Raw genomic sequence first — 17,692 nt, forward strand, 5'->3', positions numbered from 1 at the left:
TCAGGACTCCTGGGTGAGGGAAACGAGCACGTCGTCCCCTTCGATCTTTACGGGGTATACGGGAACGGGGCGCGTCGCGGGCAGGCCCGAGGGCTTGCCGGTGCGCAGGTCGAAGGACGATCCGTGCAGCCAGCACTCGATCATGCAGTCTTCGACCTCGCCCTCCGAGAGCGAGACGTTCGCGTGCGAGCAGATGTCGTTGATCGCGAACACCTCCCCCTCGGCGCGGACGATGGACACCGGCGTGCCGTCGAGTTCCACCCTCTTGGGGGTGTTCTCCTCCAGCTCGCTCAGCGCACAGGCCTTGACGTAATTCATCAGACGGAACCCTGGAGCTCGGTCTCGATCTTGGAGAGCAGGCGCTCCTCGATGTCTGCGACACCGATGTGCTGGACGAGCTCGGCGAAGAAGCCGCGCACGACCAGGCGGCGGGCCTCGCCGGCCGGGATGCCTCGGGACTGGAGGTAGAAGAGCTGCTCGTCGTCGAAGCGGCCGGTGGCGGAGGCGTGACCGGCGCCGACGATCTCGCCGGTCTCGATCTCGAGGTTCGGCACCGAGTCGACCCGCGCGCCGTCCGTGAGGACGAGGTTGCGGTTCATCTCGTAGGTGTCGGTGCCCTCGGCGGTCTTCTCGATGAGCACGTCACCGATCCAGACGGCGTGGGCACCCTCGCCCTGCAGCGCGCCCTTGTAGACGACGTGCGACTTGCAGTGCGGGGCCTTGTGGTCGACCAGGAGGCGGTGCTCCTGGTGCTGGCCGGCGTCCGTGAAGTAGAGGCCGAGGAGCTCGGCCTCGCCGCCGGGGCCCGCGTAGTTCACGCGCGGGTGCAGGCGGACCACGTCGCCGCCGAAGGTGACGATGATCGACTTGAAGGTCGCGTCGCGGCCGACCAGCGCGTTGTGCTGGGAGCAGTGGACGGCGGTGTCGTCCCAGTCCTGCACGGACACGACGGTGAGCTTGGCGCCGTCGCCGACGAGGAAGTCGACGTTGGCGGCGCGCACGCCGTCACCGGTGTGGTCGATGACGATGACGGCCTCGGCGAAGGCCTGGACGTCGAAGACGGTGTGGCCGAAGGTCGTGCCGCCCTCGCCGTGCAGCGAGACGCGCACGGGCTCGGTCAGGACGGTCTCCTTGGGCACGGTGACGACCGTGGCCTTGGCGAAGGACGAGAACGCCTGGGCGGCGATCCGGTCCACCGGGGTGCCGGCCTTGCCGATGCGGGCGTCGCCGCGCTCCACGGACTCGACGCTCACGCCCTCGGGCGCGTCGATCTGGGCCTTCATGGTGCCGTTGGCGACCGCGGTGCCGTCGTGCAGGCCCTTGAGGCGGGCGAGCGGCGTGAAGCGCCACTCCTCCTCACGGCCGTGGGGCACGGGAAAGTCCGCCACGTCGAAGGACGGGGGGGCACTCATCCGGGTGGCGACGGTGGACTCGGCGGCCACCGCGATCGCGCCGGCGGTGGTCGAACCCGCCGGAATGTTCTGAGCCTCTGCCATGGCTGTCGTGTTGCTCTCTTCCTAAAGAATCTGCTGTGGGACGTCGGGCGGGCCGGGACTAACCGACCGAACCTTCCATCTGCAGCTCGATCAGCCGGTTCAGCTCCAGCGCGTACTCCATCGGGAGCTCACGGGCGATCGGCTCGACGAAGCCGCGCACGATCATGGCCATCGCCTCGAACTCCGTCAGACCGCGGCTCATCAGGTAGAAGAGCTGGTCGTCGGAGACCTTGGAGACGGTCGCCTCGTGGCCCATCGACACGTCGTCCTCGCGGACGTCCACGTAGGGGTACGTGTCCGAGCGGGAGATCGTGTCGACCAGGAGCGCGTCGCACAGCACGTTGGACTTCGAGCCGTGGGCGCCCTCGCCGATCTCGACCAGGCCTCGGTACGAGGTGCGGCCGCCGCCTCGGGCCACCGACTTCGAGACGATGTTGGAGGAGGTGTTCGGCGCCATGTGGACCATCTTGGAGCCGGCGTCCTGGTGCTGCCCCTCGCCCGCGAAGGCGATGGACAGGGTCTCGCCCTTGGCGTGCTCGCCCATCAGGTAGACGGCCGGGTACTTCATCGTGACCTTGGAACCGATGTTGCCGTCGATCCACTCCATGGTCGCGCCCTCGTACGCCACGGCGCGCTTGGTGACCAGGTTGTAGACGTTGTTCGACCAGTTCTGGATCGTCGTGTAGCGGCAGCGGCCGCCCTTCTTCACGATGATCTCGACCACGGCGCTGTGCAGCGAGTCCGAGGAGTAGATCGGGGCGGTGCAGCCCTCGACGTAGTGGACGTAGGCGTCCTCGTCGACGATGATCAGCGTCCGCTCGAACTGGCCCATGTTCTCCGTGTTGATGCGGAAGTAGGCCTGGAGCGGGATGTCGACCTTGACGCCCTTGGGCACGTAGATGAACGAGCCGCCCGACCACACGGCGGTGTTCAGCGACGCGAACTTGTTGTCGCCGACCGGGATGACCGTGCCGAAGTACTCCTCGAAGAGCTCGGGGTACTGCTTCAGCGCGGTGTCCGTGTCGAGGAAGATGACGCCCTGCTCCTCCAGGTCCTCGCGGATCTGGTGGTAGACGACCTCGGACTCGTACTGGGCCGCGACACCGGCGACGAGGCGCTGCTTCTCCGCCTCGGGGATGCCGAGCTTGTCGTACGTGTTCTTGATGTCCTCCGGCAGGTCCTCCCAAGAAGCGGCCTGCTTCTCGGTGGAGCGCACGAAGTACTTGATGTTGTCGAAGTCGATGCCCGAGAGGTCGGAGCCCCAGTTCGGCATGGGCTTCTTGCCGAAGAGCTTCAGGCCCTTGAGGCGGAGGTTCAGCATCCACTCCGACTCGGACTTCTTCGCCGAGATGTCGCGGACGACCTCTTCGGACAGACCCCGCTTGGCCACCGCGCCGGCGGCGTCGGAGTCGGCCCATCCGTATTCGTAGGTGCCCAGGCCATCGAGCTCAGGGTGAGCAGTCTCCGTGGTCATGCGGGGTTCCTCCCGGCCGTACTTGCAGATACTGATGTCTCGGTCTGTGTGGCGCCCGTGGACGCGGCGCCGCTCGTGCTGCGCGGAATGAACGTCGTGCACACCCCGTCGCCGTGGGCGATCGTGGCGAGCCTCTGCACGTGGGTCCCGAGCAAGCGGGAGAAGACCTCGGTCTCCGCTTCGCAGAGCTGCGGGAACTGCTCGGCGACGTGCGCGACCGGGCAGTGATGCTGGCAGAGCTGTTCACCGCTGTGCGGACCGGGAGCGCTCTTCGCCGTAGCAGCGTACCCGTCCGCGGTCAACGCCTTGGCCAGGGCCTCGGTCCGGTCCGCGGGGGCGACCGCCTCCACGGCTTCCCGGTAGGTCTCCGCCTGCGCCGCCAGTCGCGCCCTGGCGAAGGCGGTCACGGCCGCCTCCCCCCGCTCTCCGCCGCCGGCGGCCTGCGCGATCCAGCGCATGGCGTCCGCGGCGAGCGCGTCGTAGGACTGGTCGAAGGCGTCGCGGCCGCAGTCGGTCAGCGCGAAGACCTTGGCGGGCCGGCCCCGGGTGCGCGCGCCGTACACGCGCTGCTCACGGGGTTCGACCACGGCGTCGGCGACGAGCGTGTCGAGGTGGCGGCGCACGGCGGCCTGGGTGAGGCCGAGGCGCTTGGCGAGGTCGGTGACGGTGGAGGGACCGTGGTCCAGGATCGAGCGCGCGACCCGGTTGCGGGTTGACCGCTCGCCGGTCGCGAGTTCGCCCTGAGGGGCCTCGCTCATCCGTTCGCCGTATTTCACAACGCCATTGTTGCGTAAATAGCCGGGGGGCGACAAGCGGTGACGGAAACCACCTCTGGTGGCCTCCATCACTAAGGGTTACCTTATTTATCCACGGAGCGTTAAGAGGGAGCCGACTCTCCGCTCTCCCTACGCGCCGTAACCCTTGGGGCGGCGGGACCCACGACCCCGCCCCGGCGGCCTTCCGCGGCTCCGTAGACTGGGCCCCCATGAGCAACGACCCCGCCGTGGACATCCGCGGACTGGTGAAGCGGTACGGCCCCAAAACAGCGGTGGACGGCCTCGACCTCACCGTCCCGAAGGCCTCGGTCACCGCGGTCCTCGGCCCCAACGGCGCGGGCAAGACGACCACAGTGGAAACCTGCGAGGGCTACCACCGCCCGGACGCCGGAACCGTCCGCGTCCTCGGTCTCGACCCCGTCACCCAGGCCGACGCCCTGCGCCCGCGCATCGGCGTGATGCTCCAGTCCGGCGGCGTCTACTCCGGCGCCCGCGCCGTCGAGATGCTGCGCCACATGGCCAAGCTCTACGCCGACCCCCTGGACGTCCCCACCCTGGTGGAACGCCTCGGCCTCGGCGGCTGCGGCCGCACCGCCTACCGCCGGCTCTCCGGCGGCCAGCAGCAGCGCCTCGCGCTCGCCATGGCCGTCGTCGGCCGCCCCGAGCTGGTCTTCCTGGACGAGCCGACCGCCGGCCTCGACCCGCAGGCCCGCCGCGCGACCTGGGACCTCGTACGGGAGCTGCGCGCCGACGGGGTGTCCGTCGTCCTCACCACCCACCACATGGACGAGGCCGAGCAGCTCGCGGACGAGGTCGCCATCGTCGACGCGGGCAAGGTCATCGCCCACGGCAGCCCCGAGCAGCTGTGCCGCGGCGGCGCCGAGAACACCCTGCGCTTCACCGGCCGCCCCGCCCTCGACCTCCCCTCGCTGCTCAAGGCGCTGCCCGACGGCACCCAGGCCGCCGAGCTGACCTCCGGCGTCTACCGGGTCGTCGGCGACGTGGACCCGCAGCTGCTGGCCACCGTCGCCTCCTGGTGCGCGCAGCACGGGGTGATGCCGGACAGCCTCTCGGTGGAGCGGCACACCCTGGAAGACGTCTTTCTGGAGCTGACCGGTAAGGAGCTGCGCGCATGAGCGCCGGTACGTTCACCCCCAACCCGGGGGCCGCGCCCGTATCCCGCATGATCCTCGCGCAGGCCGCGCTGGAGACGCGGATGCTGCTGCGCAACGGCGAGCAGCTGCTGCTGACGGTGATCATCCCGTCGCTGCTCCTGGTGCTGTTCTCCGCGGTCGACATCATCGACGTGCCCGTTCGGGAGGGGAGCTCCGGCAAGTCCGTGGACTTCCTGGCCCCCGGCATCCTGGCGCTGGCCGTGATGTCGACCGCCTTCACCGGCCAGGCCATCGCCACCGGCTTCGACCGCCGTTACGGGGTCCTCAAGCGGCTCGGGGCCTCCCCGCTGCCGCGCTGGGCGCTGATGGCCGCCAAGACGCTGTCCGTCCTGGTCACCGAGGTGCTGCAGATCGCCCTGCTCACCGTCATCGCCCTCGCCCTGGGCTGGTCCCCGCACGGCGACCCGCTGTCCGTCGCCGTACTGATCCTGCTCGGCACCGGCGCCTTCTCCGGGCTCGGTCTGCTGATGGCCGGCACCCTCCGGGCGGAGGCGACCCTGGCCGCCGCCAACCTGGTGTTCCTGCTGCTGCTGGTCAGCGGCGGGGTGATCGTGCCGCTGGAGAAGTTCCCGGGCGCGGTCCAGTCCGTCCTCGGCCTGCTGCCGATCTCGGCGCTCTCCGACGGACTGCGCGAGGTGCTCCAGCACGGGGCCGCGCTGCCCTGGGGCGACGCGGCGATCCTCGCCGGCTGGGCCGTACTCGGCCTGGGCGCGGCCGGACGCCTGTTCCGCTGGCAGTGAATCCCTTCCCCTGAGCATCGCCCCGGCAGGAGGATGGGCGGTCCACACGACAGCGCACCACAGACGCCGGGGGGCGGCCATGGCGCAGCGGGAGGCCGTTCTGCGGCTGGACGAACAGTGGTCACGCATCCGGTCGGGCGCCGCGCACGCGCAGCCCGCGGAGGCCGACGCCCTGCTGGCCGAGCTGATCGGCGCGCTGCGCGAGCCGGCCCGCACCGACGCCGAGTGCGCGGCCCGGCTGGGCCTGCGGCTCGGCGATCTGGCGGCCCGCCGCTTCGCGGCCGGCGATCGGGGCGGCGCGCTGGCCGCCATCGAGGAGGGGCTCCGCTTCTCGCAGCGGGCCGCCGGACACAGTCCCGAATTCGCCCGCTGGTACGCCCGCGGTCTGATCAACCAGGGGGTCTGGCTGTCCTGGCCGCTCAGCGACGGGGAGCGGCTGCCCAAGCACCCCCTGGGGTCCGGCTACGAGAGCGGGCCGAGCGCCATGGAACGGGCCGCCGGCGAGCGCGCCCTGGACCTGACGCGCAGCGCCGTAGAGGTCTGGGCGGGCCTGGACCAGGAGGATCCGGTCAATCAGCGGGGCCTCGCGCAGGCGAAGGTCTTCCTCGGCGACCGGCTCTCGGAGCTGGGCCTGGCCGAGGACGCGGTGGCCTGGGCGGTGGACGCGGAGGGCTCCTTCCGGCGGCTGCTGCTCGCCGGTCCCGGCTCGGAGGGGTCCCAGGAGGCCGAGGAAGCCCTGGACCACATCGGCCGCCAGCTCGAACTTCGGCTGCGCTTCCTGTCCTTCGACTCCCTGGTGGGTCTGCGCGCCCGCGGGCTGCTGCCCGAACGGCTGCTGCCCCAGGCCGTGGTGGCCGCCCGGATCCAGGGCGTGGCCGAACCGGAGATCGCCGCCCGGCTGCGGCTGGAGGCCGATCAGGTCCGCACGATGCTCGAGGTGACCCCCTGGCTCGCGGTCTGGCGCATCGAGGTCCGCGGCTCCGACGGGCTGTGGAACGTACAGCCGCATCCCTGGCACAGCGGGGTGGAAGTGAGGAACAGGACAGCTGAGGACGTGGGCAGCGAATTGGTACGGGGCTTCGCGGCCTCCTCCGACTACCCGGGCGAGGGCGCCCATTGGCGGATCCGCGTCTGGTGGCACACCGAAGGCGACCCGGCCGGAGCCCGGTTCCGCCTGGTCATCGGCCCGGAAGCGGCGACGGCCACCCCCTCGTGAAAGTTTGCACAAGGGTCCGCGTACGATAAGGGCCGTGTTGACCCCTCTCGCTTACCTCTCCCGCCGCTGGACTCCGTCGTCCCGGACCGTCCGGCGGGCCGCGTTCGCGGCGGTGCTCATGAGCATCGCCATCGTCGTCACCGGCGGCGCGGTGCGGCTGACCGGATCCGGTCTCGGCTGCGACACCTGGCCCAAGTGCACGGGCGACAGCCTGATCGTGACCCAGGAGCAGGGCTTCCACGGCGCCATCGAGTTCGGCAACCGCATGCTGACGTACGTGCTCTGCGCGGCCGTTGGCTGGGCGATCACCGCCGCCCGCTGCGCCAAGCCGTGGCGCCGCTCGCTGACCCGGCTCGGCTGGCTCCAGTTCGCCATCGTGATGGGCAACGCGGTCCTCGGCGGCATCACCGTCCTGACGGGGCTCAACCCCTACAGCGTGGCCGGGCACTTCCTGCTCGCCACCTCGCTGATCACCGTGACCACGGTCACCTGGCAGCGCACCCGCGAGGGCGACGGCCCCGCCCGCCCGCGCGTGCCGGCTCCCGTGCACAAGCTGTCGTGGGCGCTGCTCGCGGCCAGCGTCGTACTGATCGCCGCCGGCACCGTGGTCACCGGTTCCGGCCCGCACGCGGGCGACAGCAGCGAGATCGAGCGGATGCCCTTCGACTGGTCGGCCGCCGCCCACGTCCACGCCGTCTCCGCCTGGCTGGTGTGCGCGCTCGCCGTCGCGATGTGGCTGGTGCTGCGGGTGGCCGACGCCCCGGTCGACACCCGGGCGCGCGCCCGCGACCTGCTGATCGTGCTGCTCTCCCAGGGCGCCATCGGCTACGTCCAGTACTTCACCAAGGTCCCCGAGGCCCTGGTGGCCGCCCACATGCTCGGCTCCTGCCTGGTGTGGATCGCGGTGGTCCGGGTCGTGCTGAGCCTGCGCGAGCGCCCGGCGGAACAGGCCGGGATCCCGGCCCAGGGCGACGTCCGGCTGACCACGGTCTGAGCCGCCGGCGCGGCGCCCGTCCACGCCCGTTCCCGCCCGTCCGTGCGGGGCGTCAGTTCCGTTCGTCCAGCCGGTAGACACGCCGGGCGTTGCCCGCCGCGACCATCGCCGCCACCCGCTCCGCGTCCCGCCAGGACCAGGAGCCCTCGGCGACCCAGCCGCCCAGGACCCGGCCCAGCGCCTCGCGGAAGACCAGCGCGCCCACAGCGTGGAGTTCGGCCAGCTGTCGGCCGCCGCCGCCGAACATCAGCTTTCCGAACGGGGCGCCCTCCAGGGACTCGGCCAGCACCCCGGCCGCCCGCGCCCCGCTCTGCCCGGGGGCCGGGCCGAGCTCGGCGTACACGTGCGGGAAGACCGTCGCCAGCCGCGCGGCCTGCCGGTGGTACGGATATCCGCCGAGCAGCACGAGGCGCGTGCCCCGCCCCGCGGTGGCCCGTACGAACTCCGTCAGCCGCTCCGGCTCCCCCGCTCCCCCGCCGGTGTGCAGTTGGAGCGGCAGCCCCGAGGCCACCGCGCTCCACGCCAGGTGCCGCAGGAGTACGGGGTCCCGTACGGCCCCGCCCTTGGCCCGCCCGGCGAGCCACCGCCCGGCCGCTCCCCGTACCTCTCCCGGACCGGGTGGCTCCGGCGAGCGCGCGAGGGCGTCGGCCCAGGACGGGGCGCCGGCGCCCGCTTCGCTGCCGCACGTGAAGCCCACGGCCCCGGCGACGGCGTGGTGGACGGCTTCGGAGAGGTTGGCGAGGAAGGCGGCCGCGGTACCGGAGGTGTCGGCGGCCTGTTCGGCCAGCAGTTCGAGCCGCGCCAGCTCGAAGGCCTCGCCGTCGCCCGCCAGCGCCAGCTCCTTGGGCCCGGTGAGGTCTCCGGGCACGCCCGTGTCGACCAGCCGGACGGCGACCCCGGAGCCGCGCAGCAGCCTGCGGGCCGACTCGGCGGCGCCCAGTTCGCGCCGGCGGGCCAGGTAGCGGGCGGGGGCGCAGTGCGGTTCGAGGCCGAGCAGCGGCGGGCACCAGCGGCGCAGGGCGAAGCCGGTCTGGGTGTCGAAGAGCGTGGTGCCGGCCGCGGGCGGGCCGGCCGAGCGGATCAGCTGGGCCTCGAAGGTGGCGAGGCCGAGCTCCGTGCGGAGCACTCCCTGGCAGTACTGGTCCACCAGGGGCGGCGTTTCGATCATCCGGGCATCCCGTTGCGGACGTGAGGAAGGGGCTTCCACACGTCCTAACGGGTGAGCGGGGTGTGAGGTGTTGCTCGGGCTGTTGACCGAGCGGGCGACACGCCCGGGACCGTGATCATCAAGCCAATGATCAGTCGAGATCAGGCCGATCCGCTCAGGCCGCCCCGTTCAGGCCGCCGGGTTCGCCGGGTTCGACGGGTTCGCCGGTCCGCCGAGTTGCATTCCGGCCATCCGGGTCCACTCGTACGGCCCGGTCCTCACGCGCGCCGCGAACTCGCCGTCGAACTCCTCGTGGAGGGTCAGCCCGGCCTTCTCGGCCGCGAGCCGCGCGGTGTCGTACGTCGGGGCGACCAGGTCGCCCCAGGCGCCGTCCGCGGCGACGAGGACGATCCGGGTGCCCGCCTGGCCGATGTGGGCCAGCTGGCCTTCGACGCCGCGGTGCTGCTTGGCGAACGCGCCGATCTGCTTGGCCAGCTTCGCGGCCGTGCGGTCCTGCTTCTTGTCCGCCGTGGCGGCGGTCTCCTCGGTCTCTGCCATGGAAGCCATGCTACCGGCCGGTAATGAACAGAGGAAGAATCAACGGAGGAAGGGATCCACGGCGACGGCGACGAAGAGCAGCGACACATAGGTGATCGACCAGTGGAACAGCCGCATCTCCTTGAGCTTCACGCCCGTCACGCCCGACTTGGCCCGCGCGTTGAGCCCGTGCGCCTCCCACAGCCACCAGCCGCCCGCGACCAGCGCGACCGAGGTGTAGAACCAGCCGGTGTAGCCGAGCGGGGTCAGGAGCAGCGAGACCGCCACCATCACCCAGCTGTAGACGACGATCTGCTGGGCGACGGCCTTGTTGCCCGCCACGACCGGCAGCATCGGCACGCCGACCCGCGCGTAGTCGTCCTTGACCTTCATCGACAGCGGCCAGTAGTGCGGCGGCGTCCAGAAGAAGATGACGAGGAAGAGGATGACCGCGGCCCAGGAGACCTCGTTCTTCACGGCCGACCAGCCGATGAGCACCGGCATGCAGCCGGCGATGCCGCCCCAGACGATGTTCTGGGAGGTGCGCCGCTTGAGCAGCATCGTGTAGACGACGACGTAGAAGAGGAGCGCGCCGAGCGAGAGCGCCGCCGACAGCCAGTTGATCAGCAGGCCGAAGAACAGGGTGGAGGCCACGGCGAGCGTGATGCCGAAGGCGAGGCACTCCGCCGGGCTGACCATGCCGGTCACCAGCGGGCGCCCCGCGGTCCGGTCCATCAGCGCGTCGATGTCGCGGTCGATGTACATGTTCAGCGCGTTGGCGCCGCCCGCGGACAGGTAACCGCCGAAGCAGGTGGCGAGGACCAGCCACAGCGACGGCACGCCCTGCTCGGCGAGGAACATCACCGGGACTGTGGTGATCAGCAGAAGTTCGATGATCCGCGGCTTGGTCAAAGCCACGAAAGCCATGACCCGGGCCCCGAACGGCCGGTGACCGGGGCTCGTCCCGAGCACCCCCGCTGGACGGGATTCGACGGCCGTCACGCACACCCCTGACAGAGAATCCAGCAAACCCCGGACCTCGTCCCCGTGAATACACAGGGGTTTGGTGAGGCTTGCGCGTACCACGCCACTCTAGACGTAGCTCTTACCCCGCCCTGCGCGGGGGTCGCCCCGTGTTGGTCCGATCGGCGCCCGGAGTCCCGCGGCGGACGGCGGGTACTCGAATGGCTGCACGCTGTGGCGGGGGTAGGCTCGGAATCGCGCCGGTGCCCGTTCGTCACCGGGAGTAGACATGTGGAGAGGAGCCTGACCCACGGTGAGCACCAAGCCGACGACCACAGAGCTCGACTGGACCGAACTGGACCAGCGTGCTGTCGACACCGCCCGGATCCTGGCCGCGGACGCGGTCCAGAAGGTCGGTAACGGCCACCCCGGTACGGCGATGAGCCTGGCCCCCGCCGCGTACACCCTCTTCCAGAAGGTGATGCGGCACGACCCGGCAGATCCGGAGTGGGTCGGTCGCGACCGTTTCGTGCTCTCCGCGGGTCACTCGTCGCTGACCCTCTACACCCAGCTCTACCTGGCCGGTTTCGGCCTGGAGCTGGACGACCTCAAGTCCTTCCGCACTTGGGGCTCCAAGACCCCGGGCCACCCGGAGTACGGCCACACCGCGGGCGTGGAGACCACCACCGGCCCGCTGGGCCAGGGCATCGCCAACGCGGTGGGCATGGCCATGGCCGCCCGCTACGAGCGCGGCCTGTTCGACCCCGAGGCCGCCCAGGGCACTTCGCCGTTCGACCACATGATCTACGCGATCGCGGGCGACGGCTGCCTCCAGGAGGGCATCTCCCACGAGGCGTCCGCGCTGGCGGGTCACCAGAAGCTCGGCAACCTGGTGCTCCTCTGGGACGACAACCACATCTCCATCGAGGGCGACACCGAGACGGCCGTCTCCGAGGACACCCTGAAGCGCTACGAGGCGTACGGCTGGCACGTCCAGCGCGTGGCCCCGCAGCCCGACGGCGACCTCGACCCGAAGGCGCTGTTCGCCGCCTTCCAGGCCGCCAAGGCCGAGACGGAGCGCCCCTCGTTCATCGCCGCGCGCTCGATCATCGCCTGGCCGGCCCCGCACGCCCAGGGCACGGAGGCCTCGCACGGCTCCGCCCTCGGCGACGACGAGGTCGCCGCCACCAAGCGCGTGGTCGGCTTCGACCCGGAGCAGACCTTCGAGGTCTCCGACCAGGTCATCGAGCACACCCGCAAGGCGCTGGACCGGGGCCGCGAGGCCAAGGCCGCGTGGGAGAAGGACTTCTCCGCCTGGCGCACCGCCAACCCGGAGCGCGCGGCCGAGTTCGACCGGATCAACGCCAACGAGCTGCCCGCGGGCTGGGAGGACAAGCTCCCCGTCTTCGAGGCCGGCAAGGGCGTCGCGACCCGCGCCGCCTCGGGCAAGGTCCTCGAGGCGCTCGGCGCGGTCATCCCGGAGCTGTGGGGCGGCTCGGCCGACCTGGCCGGCTCCAACAACACCACCATCGACAAGCACTCGTCGTTCCTGCCGGTGGGCAACCCGCTGCCGGAGGCCGACCCGTACGGCCGCACCATCCACTTCGGCATCCGCGAGCACGCCATGGCCGCGGCCATGAACGGCATCGCCCTGCACGGCCACACCCGTATCTACGGCGGCACCTTCCTGGTGTTCTCCGACTACATGCGCAACGCCGTGCGCCTCTCCGCCCTGATGCACGTGCCGGTCACCTACGTGTGGACGCACGACTCCATCGGCCTCGGCGAGGACGGCCCGACGCACCAGCCGGTCGAGCACGTCGCCTCGCTGCGCGCCATCCCGGGCCTGAACGTGGTCCGCCCGGCCGACGCGAACGAGACCGCCATCGCCTGGCGCGAGATCCTGCGCCGCCACACCAAGGTGTTCGGCAAGGGCGCCCCGCACGGTCTGGCGCTGACCCGCCAGGGCGTGCCGACCTACGAGCGCAACGAGGACGCCGCCAAGGGCGGGTACGTGCTCTTCGAGGCGGAGGGGGGCGACGCACAGGTCGTCCTCATCGGCACCGGCTCCGAGGTCCAGCTCGCCGTCGCCGCCCGCGAGGCGCTGCAGGCCGAGGGCGTCCCGGCGCGGGTCGTCTCGATGCCGTCCGTCGAGTGGTTCGAGGAGCAGGACCAGTCGTACAAGGACAGCGTCCTGCCGCCGTCGGTCAAGGCCCGCGTCGCCGTGGAGGCCGGCATCGGCCTGACCTGGCACCGCTACGTCGGCGACGCCGGCCGGATCGTCTCGCTGGAGCACTTCGGCGCCTCGGCCGACGGCGCCGTGCTGTACCGCGAGTTCGGCCTGACCGCCGAAGCCGTGACCGCCGCAGCGCGCGACTCGCTCGCCGCCGCCGCGCGCTGATGCCCGTACCCAGACCAGTAGGAGATGCAATCCCCATGACAGACGCACTGAAGCGCCTTTCCGACGAGGGCGTGGCGATCTGGCTGGACGACCTGTCCCGCAAGCGCATCACGTCCGGCAACCTGGCCGAGCTCATCGACCAGCAGCACGTCGTGGGCGTCACCACCAACCCGGCGATCTTCCAGAAGGCGATCAGCGGCGGCGAGGGCTACGAGCAGCAGCTCGCCGACCTGGCCGCCCGCCGGGTCACCGTCGAAGAGGCCATCCGCATGATCACCACGGCGGACGTCCGCGACGCCGCCGACATCCTGCGCCCGGTGTACGACGCGACCGAGGGCCAGGACGGCCGGGTCTCCATCGAGGTCGACCCCCGTCTGGCCCACAACACCCCGGCGACCATCGCCGAGGCCAAGCAGCTGGCCTGGCTGGTGGACCGCCCGAACACGCTCATCAAGATCCCGGCGACCAAGGCCGGCCTGCCGGCGATCACCGAGGTCATCGGCAGGGGCATCAGCGTCAACGTCACGCTGATCTTCTCGCTGGAGCGCTACCGCGAGGTCATGGACGCGTACCTGGCGGGTCTGGAGAAGGCGAAGGCCGCCGGCCTGGACCTCTCCAAGATCCACTCGGTCGCCTCCTTCTTCGTGTCCCGCGTGGACTCCGAGATCGACAAGCGCCTCGACGGCGTCGGCACCGACGAGGCCAAGGCCCTCAAGGGCAAGGCGGCGCTCGCCAACGCCCGTCTGGCCTACGAGGCCTACGAAGAGGTGTTCTCCACCGAGCGCTGGGCCGCGCTGGACAAGGCGCACGCCAACAAGCAGCGCCCGCTGTGGGCCTCCACGGGCGTCAAGGACCCGGCGTACAAGGACACCCTGTACGTGGTGGACCTGGTCGCACCCGGCACGGTCAACACCATGCCGGAGGCCACCCTGGACGCCACCGCCGACCACGGCGTGGTCGACGGCGACACCATCCGCGGCACCTACGACCAGGCGCGCGCCGAGCTCGACGCGGTCGCGAAGCTGGGCATTTCGTACGACGATGTGGTGCAGCTGCTCGAAGAAGAGGGCGTCGAGAAGTTCGCGGTGTCCTGGAACGACCTGCTGAAGTCGACCGAGGCGGAGCTCCTGCGCCTCGCCCCCACGGAGGCCTGAACACTTTGTCTGTAAACGGAGCGAACCCGCTTCGTGACGCACAGGACCGGCGGCTCCCGCGCATCGCGGGGCCGTCCGGCCTGGTCATTTTCGGCGTTACGGGTGACCTGTCGCGCAAGAAGCTGATGCCTGCCGTCTACGACCTCGCCAACCGCGGCCTGCTCCCGCCGGGCTTCTCGCTGATCGGTTTCGCCCGTCGCGAGTGGCAGGACGAGGACTTCGCGCAGGAAGTCCACGACGCGGTCAAGGAACACGCGCGCACGCCCTTCCGCGAGGAGGTCTGGCAGCAGCTCGTACAGGGCTGCCGTTTCGTGCAGGGCGACTTCGACGACGACCAGGCGTTCGAGACGCTGAAGTCGACGATCGAGGAGCTGGACAAGGCACAGGGCACCGGCGGCAACTTCGCCTTCTACCTGTCCGTCCCGCCGAAGTTCTTCCCCAAGGTCGTCGCCCAGCTCAAGAAGCACGGGCTGGCGGACCAGAAGGAGGGCTCCTGGCGCCGCGCGGTCATCGAGAAGCCCTTCGGGCACGACCTGACCAGTGCACAGGAGCTCAACCAGCTCGTGCACGACGTCTTCCCGCCCAACGAGGTCTTCCGGATCGACCACTACCTGGGCAAGGAGACCGTCCAGAACATCCTGGCGCTCCGCTTCGCCAACACGATGTTCGAGCCGATCTGGAACCGGTCGTACGTCGACCACGTGCAGATCACCATGGCCGAGGACATCGGCATCGGCGGCCGGGCCGGCTACTACGACGGCATCGGCGCGGCCCGCGACGTCATCCAGAACCACCTGCTCCAGCTGCTGGCGCTCACCGCGATGGAGGAGCCCGGCTCCTTCCACCCCAAGGCGCTGGTGGCCGAGAAGCTCAAGGTGCTGACCGCCGTGGAGCTGCCCGAGGACCTGGGCAAGCACACCGTGCGCGGCCAGTACTCGGCGGCCTGGCAGGGCGGCGAGAAGGTCGTCGGGTACCTCGAAGAGGACGGGATCAACCCCAAGTCGAAGACCGACACCTACGCGGCCATCCGCCTGGAGATCAACAACCGCCGCTGGGCGGGCGTCCCGTTCTACCTGCGGACCGGCAAGCGCCTGGGCCGCCGGGTGACCGAGATCGCGGTCGTCTTCAAGCGGGCCCCGTACCTGCCGTTCGAGTCGGGCGCGACCGAGGAGCTGGGGCAGAACGCCCTGGTCATCCGGGTCCAGCCGGACGAGGGCGTGACGGTGCGCTTCGGCTCCAAGGTTCCGGGCACCTCCATGGAGGTGCGGGACGTCACGATGGACTTCGCCTACGGCGAGTCCTTCACCGAGTCGAGCCCCGAGGCCTACGAGCGGCTCATCCTCGACGTCCTGCTCGGCGACGCGAACCTCTTCCCGCGCCACCAGGAGGTCGAGCTGTCCTGGAACATCCTCGACCCGATCGAGAAGTACTGGGACACGCACGGCAAGCCCGCCCAGTACCCGTCGGGCACCTGGGGACCGGTCGAGGCGGACGAGATGCTCGCACGAGACGGACGGAGCTGGCGCCGGCCATGAAGATCGACCTCACGGAGACCAACTCCAGCAAGATCAACGCCGCGTTGGTGCAGGCGCGCCGGGACATCGGCACGCCCGCCATCGGCATGGTCCTCACGCTGGTGATCGTGACCGACGAGGAGAACGCGTACGACGCGCTCAAGTCGGCGAACGACGCGTCCCGCGAGCACCCTTCGCGGATCGTCGTCGTCATCAAGCGGGTCAGCCGCTCGCCGCGCAGCCGCCAGGGCGCCCGTCTCGACGCGGAAGTCCGCGTCGGGACGGACTCCGGCACCGGCGAAACGGTTGTTCTACGCCTGCACGGCGAACTGGTCGACCACGCCCAGTCGGTGGTCCTCCCCCTGCTCCTGCCGGACGCGCCCGTCGTCGTCTGGTGGCCGGAGGGCGCTCCGCAGGACCTGGCTGGCGACCCCCTGGGGGCGCTCGGCCAGCGCCGGATCACGGACACCTACTCGGTCGAGAACCCCATCGAGGCACTCGGCTCGCGGGCCGAGGCCTACGCCCCGGGGGACACGGACCTGTCCTGGACCCGGATCACCCCGTGGCGCTCCATGCTGGCGGCCGCGCTGGACCAGCAGACCCACTCGGTGGCCTCGGCGACCGTGGAGGGCGAGGACGACAACCCGAGCTGCGAACTGCTGGCCATGTGGCTCGCGGACCGGCTCCAGGTCCCCGTCAAGCGCACCTCCTCGGCGGGTCCCGGCCTCACGGCGGTCCGGCTGGAGACCGAGGGCGGCGCGATCGTCCTGGACCGGGCGGACGGCGCGCTGGCCACGCTGTGCATGCCGGGCCAGCCCGACCGCGCGGTGGCGCTCAAGCGCCGCGACACGGCCGAGCTGCTCGCGGAGGAGCTGCGCCGGCTGGACCCGGACAACACCTACGAGTCCTCGCTGAGGTTCGGCGTGGCGAAGCTGACGGCTTCGTCCCAGCCGGCGCCGGCCGAGGCCGAGGCTTCGAAGCCGGTCCCGGCCGAGGCCGAGGCCGAGGCCGAGGCTCCGGCCGCGAAGCCGACTCCGGCGAAGCCGGCCAAGAAGGCCGCGGCCAAGTAGCACGACCGCTGCGCGGAGCCGCCCCCTACCCGCTACCCGCCCTTCCACCGTTTCCCCGGGCCGGAAATCCGGCCTCGCCGGCGTTTGAGGCGCGGGGTCAGGGGCGGAGCCCCGGTTTCGGGAAGGGGCGGGGTGGGGGAAGGCCCCGCGCGGCGGCATCCCCACCCGCACCCGAACTACCGACAAGGCGGCAGCACATGGGCATGACGACTCCCCAGGTCGTCGTCCACCGGGACAAGGAGCTGATGGCCCAGGCCGCGGCGGCCCGGCTGATCACGAAGATCGTGGACGCGCAGGCGGCCCGCGGCAGTGCCTCCGTGGTCCTCACCGGCGGTCGCAACGGCAACGGCCTGCTGACCGCACTGGCCGCGGCCCCGGCCCGGGACGCGATCGACTGGTCCCGGCTGGACCTGTGGTGGGGCGACGAGCGGTACGTGCCCGCCGACGATCCCGAGCGCAACCACACCCAGGCCCGCGAGGCCCTCCTGGACGCCGTCCCGGTGGACCCCGCGCGGGTCCACGTCATGCCCGCCTCCGACGGCCCCTACGGGGACGACGTGGACGCGGCGGCCGCCTCCTACGCGCAGGAGCTCCGCAAGGCCTCCAGCCCCGAGGACCACGGCCCGGTCCCCCGCTTCGACGTCCTCATGCTGGGGGTCGGACCGGACACCCACGTGGCCTCGCTCTTTCCGGAGCACCCGGCCGCCCGGGAGACCGAGCGCACGGTGGTCGGCGTACACGGCGCGCCGAAGCCGCCGCCTACCCGGATCTCGCTGACCCTCCCGGCGATCCGGGCCGCGCGCGAGGTGTGGCTCCTGGCGGCGGGCGAGGACAAGGCGGCCGCGGTGGCCATCGCCCTGGGCGGGGCCGGCCAGGTCCAGGCCCCCGCGGCGGCGGCCTACGGGCGCTCCCGGACCCTGTGGCTCCTGGACCGCGCGGCCGCCGCGAAACTCCCGTCGGGCATGTATCCCCCGGCCTTCTCCTGATCCCGCGGAACCGACGGGGCCCGCCCTCCATCAAGATCCGGAGGGCGGG

16 protein-coding genes are annotated in these 17,692 nt (G+C 71.2%); 9 read left to right on the forward strand and 7 right to left on the reverse strand.

The genetic code is table 11. The features are described 5' to 3' along the window. The 4 genes from J7E97_RS08565 to J7E97_RS08580 are packed head-to-tail and all read right to left on the reverse strand — an operon-like array spanning position 1 to position 3,728. Positions 1-318, reverse strand: coding sequence for a bifunctional 3-phenylpropionate/cinnamic acid dioxygenase ferredoxin subunit (locus J7E97_RS08565; protein WP_215024077.1), 318 nt, complete (start codon positions 316-318; stop codon positions 1-3). After that, positions 318-1,496, reverse strand: a complete 1,179-nt coding sequence (gene sufD / locus J7E97_RS08570; protein ID WP_215024079.1) for a Fe-S cluster assembly protein SufD — start codon at positions 1,494-1,496, stop codon at positions 318-320. The genes J7E97_RS08565 and sufD overlap by 1 nt, the downstream gene beginning before the upstream one ends. A gap of 58 nt (positions 1,497-1,554) precedes the next feature. Continuing rightward, entirely contained in the window at positions 1,555-2,970 is a 1,416-nt protein-coding gene (gene sufB / locus J7E97_RS08575) for a Fe-S cluster assembly protein SufB (RefSeq protein WP_215024081.1), read from the reverse strand. Beyond that, the gene (locus J7E97_RS08580; protein WP_215024083.1) at positions 2,967-3,728 is read right to left on the reverse strand and encodes a metalloregulator ArsR/SmtB family transcription factor; all 762 of its coding nucleotides are present in this window, start codon (positions 3,726-3,728) and stop codon (positions 2,967-2,969) included. Before J7E97_RS08580 ends, sufB begins: the two co-directional genes overlap by 4 nt. A gap of 227 nt (positions 3,729-3,955) precedes the next feature. Here J7E97_RS08580 and J7E97_RS08585 point away from each other — a divergent pair, with 227 nt between their 5' ends. The 4 genes from J7E97_RS08585 to J7E97_RS08600 all read left to right on the forward strand — a co-directional run bounded on the left by J7E97_RS08585 (position 3,956) and on the right by J7E97_RS08600 (position 7,871). Continuing rightward, complete coding sequence (locus tag J7E97_RS08585) at positions 3,956-4,882, forward strand: ABC transporter ATP-binding protein (RefSeq protein ID WP_215024086.1); 927 nt, start codon at positions 3,956-3,958, stop codon at positions 4,880-4,882. Then, entirely contained in the window at positions 4,879-5,661 is a 783-nt protein-coding gene (locus J7E97_RS08590) for an ABC transporter permease (RefSeq protein WP_215024088.1), read from the forward strand. The genes J7E97_RS08585 and J7E97_RS08590 overlap by 4 nt, the downstream gene beginning before the upstream one ends. Positions 5,662-5,740: 79 nt before the next feature. After that, positions 5,741-6,877, forward strand: coding sequence for a hypothetical protein (locus J7E97_RS08595; RefSeq protein WP_215024090.1), 1,137 nt, complete (start codon positions 5,741-5,743; stop codon positions 6,875-6,877). Between the two features lie 4 nt (positions 6,878-6,881). Then, positions 6,882-7,871, forward strand: coding sequence for a COX15/CtaA family protein (locus J7E97_RS08600; RefSeq protein ID WP_215024092.1), 990 nt, complete (start codon positions 6,882-6,884; stop codon positions 7,869-7,871). A gap of 52 nt (positions 7,872-7,923) precedes the next feature. Here J7E97_RS08600 and J7E97_RS08605 read toward each other — a convergent pair whose 3' ends face one another. From J7E97_RS08605 to J7E97_RS08615, 3 genes are all read right to left on the reverse strand, one after another. Further along, positions 7,924-9,039: an amidohydrolase gene (locus tag J7E97_RS08605; protein WP_215024094.1), complete on the reverse strand. Its 1,116-nt coding sequence runs from the start codon at positions 9,037-9,039 to the stop codon at positions 7,924-7,926. 168 nt (positions 9,040-9,207) lie between these two features. Continuing rightward, positions 9,208-9,585, reverse strand: a complete 378-nt coding sequence (locus tag J7E97_RS08610) for a hypothetical protein (RefSeq protein ID WP_215024096.1) — start codon at positions 9,583-9,585, stop codon at positions 9,208-9,210. A 30-nt stretch (positions 9,586-9,615) separates the two neighbouring features. Then, positions 9,616-10,563, reverse strand: coding sequence for a heme o synthase (locus tag J7E97_RS08615; protein WP_215024169.1), 948 nt, complete (start codon positions 10,561-10,563; stop codon positions 9,616-9,618). A gap of 268 nt (positions 10,564-10,831) precedes the next feature. Here J7E97_RS08615 and tkt point away from each other — a divergent pair, with 268 nt between their 5' ends. From tkt to pgl, 5 genes are all read left to right on the forward strand, one after another. Next, positions 10,832-12,919 (forward strand): transketolase, encoded by a 2,088-nt coding sequence (gene tkt, locus J7E97_RS08620; RefSeq protein WP_215024098.1) that lies wholly within the window; start codon positions 10,832-10,834, stop codon positions 12,917-12,919. Positions 12,920-12,954: 35 nt separating this feature from the next. Next, positions 12,955-14,073, forward strand: coding sequence for a transaldolase (tal, locus tag J7E97_RS08625; protein ID WP_215024100.1), 1,119 nt, complete (start codon positions 12,955-12,957; stop codon positions 14,071-14,073). Positions 14,074-14,078: 5 nt separating this feature from the next. Beyond that, positions 14,079-15,608 carry a glucose-6-phosphate dehydrogenase gene (gene zwf, locus J7E97_RS08630; protein ID WP_215024102.1) on the forward strand — a complete coding sequence of 510 codons (1,530 nt, stop codon included), beginning with the start codon at positions 14,079-14,081 and terminating at the stop codon, positions 15,606-15,608. Continuing rightward, positions 15,605-16,657 carry a glucose-6-phosphate dehydrogenase assembly protein OpcA gene (gene opcA, locus J7E97_RS08635; RefSeq protein WP_215024104.1) on the forward strand — a complete coding sequence of 351 codons (1,053 nt, stop codon included), beginning with the start codon at positions 15,605-15,607 and terminating at the stop codon, positions 16,655-16,657. The genes zwf and opcA overlap by 4 nt, the downstream gene beginning before the upstream one ends. 203 nt (positions 16,658-16,860) lie before the next feature. Then, a complete protein-coding gene (gene pgl / locus J7E97_RS08640) occupies positions 16,861-17,643 on the forward strand; it encodes a 6-phosphogluconolactonase (RefSeq protein ID WP_215024106.1) in 783 nt (260 codons plus the stop codon). Positions 17,644-17,692: the final 49 nt, after the last annotated feature.

It is taken from the genome of Streptomyces sp. ISL-66, from assembly GCF_018614135.1.
Lineage (GTDB): Bacteria > Actinomycetota > Actinomycetes > Streptomycetales > Streptomycetaceae > Streptomyces.

Excerpts from the sequence above, each read along its gene's own strand:
- J7E97_RS08595 (WP_215024090.1), top strand. The coding sequence starts at position 5,741 with ATGGCGCAGCGGGAGGCCGTTCTGCGGCTGGACGAACAGTGGTCACGC.
- sufD (WP_215024079.1), bottom strand. The coding sequence starts at position 1,496 with ATGGCAGAGGCTCAGAACATTCCGGCGGGTTCGACCACCGCCGGCGCG.
- J7E97_RS08580 (WP_215024083.1), bottom strand. The coding sequence starts at position 3,728 with ATGAGCGAGGCCCCTCAGGGCGAACTCGCGACCGGCGAGCGGTCAACC.
- sufB (WP_215024081.1), bottom strand. The coding sequence starts at position 2,970 with ATGACCACGGAGACTGCTCACCCTGAGCTCGATGGCCTGGGCACCTAC.
- pgl (WP_215024106.1), top strand. The coding sequence starts at position 16,861 with ATGACGACTCCCCAGGTCGTCGTCCACCGGGACAAGGAGCTGATGGCC.
- J7E97_RS08610 (WP_215024096.1), bottom strand. The coding sequence starts at position 9,585 with ATGGCTTCCATGGCAGAGACCGAGGAGACCGCCGCCACGGCGGACAAG.
- J7E97_RS08590 (WP_215024088.1), top strand. The coding sequence starts at position 4,879 with ATGAGCGCCGGTACGTTCACCCCCAACCCGGGGGCCGCGCCCGTATCC.
- J7E97_RS08585 (WP_215024086.1), top strand. The coding sequence starts at position 3,956 with ATGAGCAACGACCCCGCCGTGGACATCCGCGGACTGGTGAAGCGGTAC.
- opcA (WP_215024104.1), top strand. The coding sequence starts at position 15,605 with ATGAAGATCGACCTCACGGAGACCAACTCCAGCAAGATCAACGCCGCG.
- J7E97_RS08565 (WP_215024077.1), bottom strand. The coding sequence starts at position 318 with ATGAATTACGTCAAGGCCTGTGCGCTGAGCGAGCTGGAGGAGAACACC.
- tal (WP_215024100.1), top strand. The coding sequence starts at position 12,955 with ATGACAGACGCACTGAAGCGCCTTTCCGACGAGGGCGTGGCGATCTGG.
- J7E97_RS08605 (WP_215024094.1), bottom strand. The coding sequence starts at position 9,039 with ATGATCGAAACGCCGCCCCTGGTGGACCAGTACTGCCAGGGAGTGCTC.